Source organism: Domibacillus epiphyticus (assembly GCF_001975785.1).
GTDB classification, from domain to species: Bacteria; Bacillota; Bacilli; order Bacillales; family Domibacillaceae; genus Domibacillus; species Domibacillus epiphyticus.
This window is the reverse complement of the sequence record NZ_MSFI01000001.1, coordinates 232,813-243,871: the sequence shown is the minus strand read 5'-3', so window position 1 is coordinate 243,871 and position 11,059 is coordinate 232,813. Positions and strand designations below refer to the sequence as shown.

The 11,059-nt window shown below is 34.7% G+C and carries 8 protein-coding genes and 1 pseudogene; 2 read left to right on the top strand and 7 right to left on the bottom strand.

The genetic code is table 11. From position 1 onward, the window contains the following. Window positions 1-221: 221 nt before the first annotated feature. A pseudogene (locus BTO28_RS17805) lies at window positions 222-479 on the top strand (N-terminal phage integrase SAM-like domain-containing protein); the annotation flags it as partial. Between the two features lie 6 nt (window positions 480-485). Continuing rightward, a complete protein-coding gene (locus tag BTO28_RS01200) occupies window positions 486-1,268 on the top strand; it encodes a tyrosine-type recombinase/integrase (protein ID WP_233129794.1) in 783 nt (260 codons plus the stop codon). Window positions 1,269-1,523: 255 nt separating this feature from the next. Here the strand turns inward: BTO28_RS01200 and BTO28_RS01195 are convergent, their stop codons facing one another. The 7 genes from BTO28_RS01195 to BTO28_RS17800 all read right to left on the bottom strand — a co-directional run bounded on the left by BTO28_RS01195 (window position 1,524) and on the right by BTO28_RS17800 (window position 10,994). Further along, the gene (locus BTO28_RS01195) at window positions 1,524-3,041 is read right to left on the bottom strand and encodes a zinc-ribbon domain-containing protein (protein ID WP_076763208.1); all 1,518 of its coding nucleotides are present in this window, start codon (window positions 3,039-3,041) and stop codon (window positions 1,524-1,526) included. A 25-nt stretch (window positions 3,042-3,066) separates the two neighbouring features. After that, entirely contained in the window at window positions 3,067-3,666 is a 600-nt protein-coding gene (locus BTO28_RS01190; protein ID WP_076763205.1) for a recombinase family protein, read from the bottom strand. 34 nt (window positions 3,667-3,700) lie between these two features. Further along, window positions 3,701-4,066: a helix-turn-helix domain-containing protein gene (locus tag BTO28_RS01185; RefSeq protein WP_076763426.1), complete on the bottom strand. Its 366-nt coding sequence runs from the start codon at window positions 4,064-4,066 to the stop codon at window positions 3,701-3,703. Between the two features lie 324 nt (window positions 4,067-4,390). Further along, window positions 4,391-4,957, bottom strand: coding sequence for a hypothetical protein (locus BTO28_RS01180; RefSeq protein WP_076763202.1), 567 nt, complete (start codon window positions 4,955-4,957; stop codon window positions 4,391-4,393). A 402-nt stretch (window positions 4,958-5,359) separates the two neighbouring features. Further along, window positions 5,360-5,623 carry a hypothetical protein gene (locus BTO28_RS01175; RefSeq protein ID WP_076763199.1) on the bottom strand — a complete coding sequence of 88 codons (264 nt, stop codon included), beginning with the start codon at window positions 5,621-5,623 and terminating at the stop codon, window positions 5,360-5,362. Next, window positions 5,601-8,711 (bottom strand): type I restriction endonuclease subunit R, encoded by a 3,111-nt coding sequence (locus BTO28_RS01170; protein WP_076763198.1) that lies wholly within the window; start codon window positions 8,709-8,711, stop codon window positions 5,601-5,603. Before BTO28_RS01170 ends, BTO28_RS01175 begins: the two co-directional genes overlap by 23 nt. A 12-nt stretch (window positions 8,712-8,723) precedes the next feature. Continuing rightward, window positions 8,724-10,994 carry an N-6 DNA methylase gene (locus BTO28_RS17800; RefSeq protein ID WP_083711215.1) on the bottom strand — a complete coding sequence of 757 codons (2,271 nt, stop codon included), beginning with the start codon at window positions 10,992-10,994 and terminating at the stop codon, window positions 8,724-8,726. Between the last annotated feature and the right edge of the window lie 65 nt (window positions 10,995-11,059).

The window sequence follows — 11,059 nt, the reverse complement described above, 5'->3', positions numbered from 1 at the left end:
ACCTCTTGTTGATACAAAGCTTTTTGAAAAGAAGTAAATGTTTCTTGGATCCTACTGACGTCGCCAAGTACTGCCAATGCATCTGAAATTGAATGATATTTCAATTCAAGTAATTGTGGTAATTTTTCTTAATCAAGCTCTTCAAAACCAGTCTCTACGTACTTGGATAGTACAAATTCGAAAAATTCCTTTTCTTTATCATTTAGGCCCTTAAAAATGAAATAAATCAAGGTGTTTATGTAGAGGAGTCCGATGTAATATTTGAGGATTTTGCTAAAGAGTGGCTAGCACTTTATGAAGGAACTGGAAACGTAAAAGAAAGTACTGTACGGATTCGCAAACATGAAATTAAACGGCTAACGGATTATTTCGCCAAGCTAAAATTAAAAGATATTACTAGGAGACAATACCAAAACGCTTTAAATGATTTAAAGAAAAGAGGGTATGCTCAGAACACTATAGATGGTGCACATCGAACAGGCAAAATGATTTTTAAAAAGGCTGTAGAATTAGAAATACTAAAGAAAGATCCAACTGAATACACTCAAGTTCCTAAACAACAAATCACCATTGAAGATTTAGAAGGCCGAAAAAGTTTACCCAACTACTTAGAAAAGCAGGAACTTAAGTACTTCCTCCAGACGGCAAAAAAATTTGGTTTGGATCAAGATTACTTAATCTTTTTATTACTGGCTTATACTGGCTTGCGGGTAGGTGAATTATGTGCCTTAAAATGGCGCGATATTAATTTTGAAGAACAAACACTTAACATTTCAAAAACATACTACAACCCCACTAACAATAGAAAAGAATACAAGTTATTAACACCTAAAACACCGACAGCGGTGCGCATAATTGATATTGATGAAGCGGTGATTAATGAGTTAAATAAGCATAACTTGGCCCAAAAAGAAACAATGATGAAATACCGGGATAGATATCATAATGAAGATTTTGCTTTTGCAAACATTGATGAGGTGCTGCCCGGTTACCCGCTCTACATTAAAAAGATTGAGAATCGTATGAGACGCTTATTAAAGATAGCTAAATTAAATTCAAATCTTACACCACACTCTTTACGACATACTCATACTTCTCTTCTAGCTGAAGCAGGTGTAAGTCTTCCACAAATAATGGAGCGGCTAGGTCACAAAGATGAAGACACGACGAAAAATGTATATTTGCATGTAACAAAAGAAATGAAAAAAGAGGCTTCTCCCAGAAGTTCAAAGAACTCACGGAAAGCCTCTAATTTAGACCTTTATTGAAGAAAATGTTAATCTTTCGTTACCCTTTGATTATTTTAGAGTATATAAAGGTCTATAAACCCCACTTTTGCTGGGATTCATGAGGCAGATATTACATCATGCCGCCCATCATGCCGCCTATAGAATAAGAAGAAATAAGTCTAAAGAATGGCTTTAAAACAACATTTTTCAAATTTGTTTTTAAATAGTATTGAACGCAAATGAAGTATACTATGAGAAAAAGTATGAGTTTTTTATGGATACTAATACACTCATTTATATATTAGTTTTTTGGCAGTCTTCGCATTTGTGACTCCTCCTACTGTTAGGAGCCTTCTTCCACTCATGACCTTTCTCGCATTGCCACCAGTATTCTTTTCTTGAAAATGCCCCTATCTCTTCTGGAGTAACACTGTCGTTTTTCATAGGATGCCATTGTTTAGCAATAAGTGGTTTCTTAACTGCTAAAGAATTTTCTTTCTTTATTTTTTTACGTAAGTGTCGTCCATCAAGTTTATGACAATCAGGACACCCTCGACCACCTGTTCTACTATAAATAAACGCTTCATAGCTATGGCTTTTCTTGCAAATCCACCATACTTTTTTATGACTCCCTTTTGTAACAAGTTCTGGGACCAAGCCTTTATTTTTATTATAATCCCATTCAGCTGCTATGTCTGGATGTGTAAATGCAAGGCAATTTGTTTCATTAACTCTTTTACCTGCACAATAAGGACACCCTTCATTACCAGCTGTTCTTTCATTAATTTTTTTATCATAAGAGCTTTGACAGCGTGGGCATTTCCAAAATACTAACTTATTAGAAAAAGGTAAGTACTCATAAGGAAAATTGTCAGTGTTTTTTTCAAAATTCCATTCTTTCGCAATTTTCGGGAATAGTATTTCTAAATTATGTTCTTCGGTTGCTACTTGCCCAGCACAAACTTGGCAACCATGCCCTGCGGCTTTACTTCCAATCTGAGACAATGTAGGATGTTTTTTATCACAGATAAACCAGACCTTAAGATTAGAAAATGGCTTAAAGTTTTCAGGTAATAATGGGTAGTTTCTTTCATAATCCCATATCTTTGTAATACTGGGACACTTCTTAAGTAAATTATCTTTTTCTATAATCGCTGGAATTTGAGCAAGTATAGGAATTGTATCGATATCAATATTGATTCTAGCGCTTAATGCTTTTATCTTTTCTGTAAAACCTTTAAAATTTTTATTAATTATTTCTAACACTTCCGTAATCATTTTTCCAACGGTTCTATTAGTAGTTCGCTCATAAAAATATTCTTGTAAGCTTTTTAATTTTAATGAAGGTAAACCATTATCACGTACCCGTATAAGATAATATCCACTTTCTAAAAGTAGATAACTTTTTTCTTTATCAATCCTCTCCCTTCCTCGATGAGTATGTCCACCATCATATTCAATAATAAGGCTGAGGGAAGGAATAAAAATATCTACCTTTTTTTCTTTGTCGATAGTTGCAATAGGGTGATTTAATTTTGCGTCCTTGAAAACCTGCTTTAAATAAAAATAGATAGCCAGCTCAGGAAATCCAACGTTGTACCTTTCATTACATTTAGGACAGCCGGTATTTTTTAGTGCTCTGTTTTTTGCTGTTGACTTCCATACATAATTACACTTTTTACAACACCAAAGAATTTTTTTGTCGGAACCAGCTTTTACATTGTCAGGTGTATTGCCCGCATTTCCAATGCTATGCCACTCTTCAACTAGGTCTGGTCGTTCCTTTATAATAAAACCTTTTTTATTTTGCACTGTGCACTGATCCCCTTTGACCTTCCTAATTAATCAAGGCTTCTTTCATTTTTTTGTACTCAGCATAAATAGTCGACCTCGGAACACCCGTTAACTTTGAGATATCAGAGATAGTCATACCTTTGTCTTCTCTTGTCTCAAATAATTTTATCGCTTGTTTAACGTTTTGTTCAGGCTGCCCTTTACGCCCCATCTTCTTACCATTTTTCATAGCCCTCTTTCGCCCTTCACCTGTTCGTGAAACAATCATATCCCGTTCAAATTGCGCAAAGCTACCAAGCGTATTAAAGAGCAGCATCTGAAATGGATCATCTTTTGCATCAGCATTAAACGTCATATTATGATCGATAAACGTTATACTGATCCCCTTTTCCATTAACTCACTAACAATTTTATTTAAATCTAGAATGCTCCTGGCTAAACGATCAATTTTTGTTACATAAATGTGATCGCCGGGACGAACATGTTTTTGAAGTGCTTTTATCTGTTCCCTAGCTGCCATTTTCGTGCCGGTTACTTTTTCAATAAATAATTGATCTTTTTTTACACCGGCTAGTTCTAGTCTCTCAATCTGTGTCTCTAAATCCTGACCAATCGTACTAACTCTCGCATAACCCAGTTTCATACAATATCATCCTTTCATATTGGAATCACAAAAATTAAAGATTTTCCTCTTTAATCAACTCCCAGACTTTCCGAAGCTTACGGAGATCTTTTTTACTCAAATTTGGAAGCTGCTTATACCAATAATCAAGTTCTGGATCTTTAATAACTACTTCTTCTCTATCTTGTGTTTGATATCCACTTTCCCCAATCCCAAGCAACCAGCTAATGGATACTTCATACATTTCTGCTAAATGCGCAAGTGTTTCTGTTGGAGGCTTTCGATAGTTGCGTTCATATCCCGATAAACTGGAAAAAGAAAGACCGATTTTCTTGGCTACTTCAGTTTGTGACCATCCCTTTCTTATTCTAGCCATCCTTAACCTATCACCCAGTACAGTATCTAAATTCTTTTTATTCATCAAAATGAACTAATACACTTTTTGATTTTTTTATGGTGAAACTTTTTTGTCTTAACATTTTAAACCTTCACCTCTTATTTTATTTTCTATCCATATTGTACCATAGAACGTCTACAATTTTATTATATTCTAGACACTGATTTTAGACTAAATTCTAGACGTTAATTACCTATAAGATGAGCTCTTTTTTGAAAATAAAGAAGAGCGTCTAAAACTTTTAAATTCTAGACACTCTTTTTTAGTAGACTGATAAAAATATTACCGATCTAATCGACCAGACCAAGAAGAGAAGGCTATATCTTTTTGTTGGAGCATCATGCTCGTTTATTTCATCATTACCGCTTGCACTGCTTCCGCAAGTCCAAGAAACTCTGTTCTGACCGGTTTCATTTTTAAAAGGCTGTTTAAGCTAATTGTCTTTTGATTTCCTTTTTCTTGATTAATCTGCTCAGTTGAAAGAACAAAAAATTCCCACTGGTCTAGATTCAGCGGATTTACAGTGCTTCGGTCCTTTTCATTCAGCAAACAGAAAACATACACATCTGCACTTCTCTTTATTTCTGTAGCATATGTATTCGTACCAGCTTCCCATCCCTTTGCAGGAGCAATCCCAAAGCTGATGGCCGAATTTTTTGCTTGCTGCCATGATTGCACATAAGCGGCCGACTTTACTTCAATTTTAATACCTGATGGTGTTACAAGGTCAAATGCATCCCACTCAATTCTCATTTTGTTGGTTGCAGTTACAGCTTTTGCTACAATAAACTCCGCAAGCATTCCACGAAGCGCATTACTTAGAAGATCTGATTGGTTCCACTGCCAAAACTCCAAAAGTCGCATATCTGTCTCGGTATTTCTAAGCAGGAATCGTTCTTCACCGTTTTTTTTCATTTTAAATAGATCACTCCTTTTAAAACGGGATTCCTATATATTTATTCGATAACCCAAAATAGAAACTTGGCTGAGAATACGATATTTCCTAATCAGTTTTCTTATTTTTAATTTAACATTTAATGGTCAATAATTAGAAGAATTTGCAGAGTGCTTCTTTTCATTGAATCACTATTTGGAAATATAAGAAAATTTTATCTGAAAAAGATCGGGCAAAATTAAAGCTCTTCTTAACCTCATGTTAAAAGATTAATGAAGAGCATAAAAAGTGGATTATTATAGAGTTGAACAATCCTGTGTGAACAATCTTAATACCTTAATTTTACTGTAGACAAGAATGTTTAAATAGCTTATACCCTTATTGAACAAAAAAACCACTTCATAAATGAAGTGGTTAAAAAGTCAATGAATGCTTAAACTAAATTCCTTCAGATGCCGTATTGCTTCTGCATGAACTTCTACGCCTCCCGCACTTCTAGTAACTTTTGTAATTTTAAAATCTTTATCCAGCTTAGGATAATACATTTCACTGTTTAAATTCACTGCTGCTTCTTTCAAACATCCATCGGCATCATAAATAGCTTTGTTTAACATTCTTATATTTATTGTCTTAAATTCGTTAGCCGGAATAATTTCTGCGGAATTAATTAATTCTTTTTTCTTCAAAAGGATAAAAGGTTTTATCTTCTTCCAGCATAACGTTGTCCGCCCACATCTCACACTGCTGCATAACTGTTTTTACGGCATCCTCCATACCTTCTGGAGGATATTTATAAATTTTTAAAAGTCTTTTAACAAGTCTTCTCATTCCAGCTCTAGCAGTTTCTTTTTTTTGCCAGTCAATAGTTCGATTTTTTCGGAGCATGGCTGTTAACTCTTTAGTAATGGCCACAAGCTCATCATTTTCAAAAAAATCTTTAATAGCCTGCGGTTTCGTAAGAGCATCATAGAAAGCTAACTCATCAGTATTAAGTCCCATTTTCTGTCCCTCTTCATTAGCTCGCGCCATTTCTTTGGCCAGTTTTAAAAGCTCAGCAATAACTTCTTCATTAGTAAGCATTCCATTAAAATAGGCATTCATTGAGCGCTGAATAATATCAGAGAACTTTTCCGACTTAACTAGATTTGTTCGCTTATAAATAGATACTTGCTCTGCAATAAGTTTCTTAAGTAATTCTACAGCCAAGTTTTTTTCCTTCATTCTAGCAATCTCATTAAGGAAGTCCGGATCAAATAAGGAAAACTCTTGTTTTACATCTGAAAACAGATTAATAACACCCTCACTTTTAATACTTTGTTTAAGGAGATGATTGATCCGCTCATTCACTTCAAGAAGAGAAAATTTATTTCCTCCACTGCCAGCGCTAGTCAACCGAACTATCAACGTACGGACTGATTCAAAAAATGCTGCCTCAAATCGCATAGTTTCTTCAACCATACTACTACATAAAGATAAAGCTTGGTGGAGCAGCAAAGCATCTTTAATAAAATTCTCCTTTTCCACTTCTTTTCTAGGATCAATTATAAAATTGACACCGCCACTAATAATTCTTGCCCTCTCTAGATCTGTTCCACTAAAGAATTTACTGTAATCATATCCGTAGAAAATATCCTTGCACACAGATAATTTTTCTAAAAATTTTGGATAAGCTGCTTTGCTAATGTCTGGATCACCATAATTCTTTTTATCCCTGCTGGTATAGTCACTCATAGCCTGTTTTAGAGCCTGGGCAATACCTACATAGTCAACCACCAATCCCCCTTCTTTATTTTTGAATACTCTATTAACCCTTGCAATTGCCTGCATCAAATTATGCCCTGTCATAGGTTTATAAATATACATTGTAGCAAGTGATGGCACGTCAAAGCCCGTCAACCACATATCAACCACGATTGCAATTTTTAAGCTATCGTTATTGTCTTTAAATCTTTTTGCTAGCTCATCCTTATGTTTTTTATTGCCAATTACGTCACGCCATTCTTCTGGATCATTATTGCTTGAAGTCATAACCACTGCGACTTTTTCATGCCAATCCGGTCGCAATTCCAAAATTTTCTTATGTATCTTCATTGCAATAGGCCGTGAATAAGCAACTATCATAGCTTTACCTGTAAGCAAATTAGCTCGGTAGTTCTCATAATGGTCTATAATATCATTGACCAGAGAATCAATGGTCTGGTCAGATCCTAAAATAGCCTCCATTTTTCCTAGTTCATGTTTACTCTTTTCAATAACAATTGTCTCTGCATTTTGCTCCATAATATCGTATTCTTTATCAATTAGTTTAAGGGTTACATCGTCTAATTTAAGTTGAATTACCCTACTTTCATAATAAACGGGTCTCGTAGCACCATCTTCAACGGCTTGCGTCATATCATAAATATCAATATAATTACCAAATACTTCTCTAGTGCTTCGATCTTTAGACGAGATAGGTGTACCAGTAAAGCCAATATAGGTCGCGTTTGGCAAGGAATTTCGAATTATACGAGCAGTCCCGATAGCCAGCTTAGCCTCCAGTTCCCCTTGTTCATTCTTCACGTATTTAATTTTCTCTTCAAGGCCGTATTGTCCCCGATGTGCCTCATCTGCCATTACAACAATATTGTGGCGTTCTGACAGTGGTTCATGAGACTCTTCGAACTTCTGCATAGTAGTAAATATAATACCATTGGCTTTTCTATTTTCCAGCAATTCCTTTAGATTTTCTCTACTACTCGCTTGTTGTGGAATCTGACGAAGAAAATCTTTACATTTAACAAATTGGCTATAAAGTTGATCGTCTAGATCGTTTCGATCTGTAATTACCACAATAGTGGGACTTTTTAGAGTCTCTTGCAAAAGATGCGCATAAAAAACCATAGAAAGAGATTTGCCACTCCCTTGAGTATGCCAAAAAACACCACCCTTACCGTCAGTTTTTGTAGCATTAACAGTAGAGGCTATAGCCTTTTGGACAGCATAATATTGATGATATCCAGCGAGTATCTTAATATTTTCAGCACCATCAAAAGAGAAACAAGTAAAATTTTTAATTATGTCTAGGAATCGCCTTTTCTCAAATATCCCTTCAAAAAAAGTATCAAAGGCAGCAAAAGCGGTATTTTCATAACTTCCATCTGTGGTTTTCCATTCCATAAAACGGTCTTCACCTGATGTGATTGTGCCAGCCTTTGATATTGCTTGGTCACTCAATACACAAATTGCATTATAGACAAACAATGAAGGAATCTCACGTGTATAATTGCGAAGCTGCCTATAAGCCTCAGACACATCCGTTTCCTCTCTGGATGGAGACTTTAATTCTACCACGACTAAAGGCAGGCCATTGATAAATAAAATGACATCTGGTCGTTTCTCACTATATTCTACGTAAGTCCATTGATTAATAACGTGAAATGTATTTTTTTCAGGGTGTTTGTAATCCACCAGATAAACAAGGGATGAATGTTCTTCACCGTTAATAAAATATTTTACCGGTACACCATTCTGAAGATAATCCATAAAGGTAACATTTTTTTGCACCAAGTCACCATTTTCAAAATTTTTCAGTTTATAAATAGCCTCATTGATAGCATCTAAAGAAAGTTCTGAATTGATCTGCTGAAGAGCAGGTAATAGAACATCTTCAAAAAGCGGATCTCGGTAGTCTCTTTTTATATCTGGACCATACAAATAAGTGTATCCTAGACCATCACTCAATAACTCAAGAACAGCATTTTCAAAATGTGACTCGGCATAATACCCTGTCATGGCATCATCTCCTTATAATCCTCTAAACAATTGAAGCGGAAAAAGTTTTCTAATTAACATATATTTGCTTTGAATATCTAACGGAGGACAAACAATAAGCTTATGCTGTAACTCCTCTTTATCTAAGACTTGTCCTTCCCGTGCTCCTGGCTTTATTAAGGATAAAAAGTAATCAGAACATAATCTCATATAAACTTCTAAAAATTCTGCATTTATTACATCAGTGTCTATTTCGTAAACATGATATGCGGGGCTTACACTCCCTATCTCATCCTTCATAATTCCAAAGTTAAAAATCTCTCTACTCATTCCAAAAACGATGTCACCTTTCTCAACAATTTTATTCTTTTTAAAATTTGACGATAATTTTTTATTGAATTTTTGTGCTCTTGGATGAACTCCTGAATTTGTTGTTGAGTACTCACTAATTCCTTCTCTTTCCCCAACTTTTATATTTTTAGGGGTTAAAAAGCTTCCCATTGTTATACACTGCCATGTAATAGGGATATCTCCATAAGCTGTTTTATGGAGTTTTCCTCCGCTTTCTTGATAAGGATAACCACTTTCATTAGGGAAGTTAAAATCTATAAACCAATATTTGAATAACCTTTCTGATATGTCATTTACCAATACTTCTATTTTTTCTGTATATGAAGAATGCCGTTCAACTTCTTTGAGCAATTGAATTGCATTGTTACCTTCGAGTGAAGTTAAATCTCTTGCATTTAAATTACTAAACAAATCATAATCTTTTTTAGGACCACCGAGTGAAACTGTATTTAATATTGAAGAAATATTTTCAAAAGAATTTTTCGTATTGTTTTTCAACATAGTAAGATTGTTTATGTCCGCTTCAAATGTGTCTGTTATTTCACCTATATCTGCTACATCTATAACCCCTGAAACGTATTTTGATGGAGAGATATTGTAGTTTTTCTTTTGAATTTCTTCTAAATCAGCAACTTGACAGAAACCAGAGATATTTTCATACCCCTCATTATTTTGAAACTTAGAAACAGTATTGGCTATCTTTTCGATTTCACTCTGGGAAAACTCTTTGAGAGTTCTACTAGCCATGTGCCCTAAATTTCTACTGTCAATAAACAGAATTTTCCCTTTTTGTTTTTTATTTTTATTCAAAAACCATATTGATACTTTAATTTTTGTTGTATAAAACAAGTGAGCTGGTAAAGAGACGATACACTCTACTAAATCATCCTCAATTATATTTTTTCTTATTTCATACTCCGAACCACTAGAAACAGATAATGCGGTGTTTGCTAAAACCATCCCTATTTTTCCATTTGGAGATAAATGATAAATCATATGTTGAAGCCAAGCAAAGTTGGCATTATTGGCTGGTGGAACACCGTATTTCCATCTAGGATCATCTTTAAGCCTAGCCTCTCCCCAATTCGACAAATTAAATGGTGGGTTTGCTAAAATATAATCTGCTTTTAGAAAGGGATGTCTATCGTTAGTAAACGTATCTCCATTAAATCCTCCTAAATCAGCCTCAATTCCTTGGATTGCTAAATTCATATTAGCCAATTTCCAGGTTGTTGGATTGGAATCTTGTCCGTAAACAGAAATGTTATTAATGTTACCGCTATGATTTTCAATAAAATTTGCTGACTGAACAAACATGCCTCCGCTTCCACAACAAGGATCGTATACCCTACCATTAAAAGGCTTTAAAACTTCGACTAAAGTTTTAACTACACAAGATGGAGTGTAGAACTCGCCTGCTAGTTTCCCTTCCTGCTCAGCAAATTTTGCTAGACAATATTCATACGTTCGTCCAAGGATATCTTTTTCATTTCCATGCTCAATCATCCTAATGTTCGTAAACAAATCAACAACATCACCTAGACGGCGCTTATCCAATTCCGGGCGTGCGAAATTTTTTGGCAGAATGTCCTTTAAACGTTTATTCTCTTTTTCAATTGCACGCATGGCCTCATCAATAATTGTCCCAATTTCGGGGGTGTGTGCTTTTTCCGCTATTAACTTCCAGCGCGCCTGTGGCGGTACAAAGAAAATACCCTCAGATATATACTCATCAATATCTTCCTCAAATCCTGCACCTTCTTCGACAAGGTTCATATATTTTCTTTCGAATTCATCAGAAATATATTTTAAAAAGATTAGTCCAAGAACTACTTGCTTATATTCTGCAGAATCCATATTTCCTCTTAAAATACGAGCAGCATTCCAAATTTGTTTTTCGAATCCTATATCTGCTGAATTCTTATTATTTATTTTTAAATCATTTTTTTCCATATCATTATACTCTCCTAAATTAGCTATAAAAATTAAAGCTTATTATTACAATAACATCTAAATAA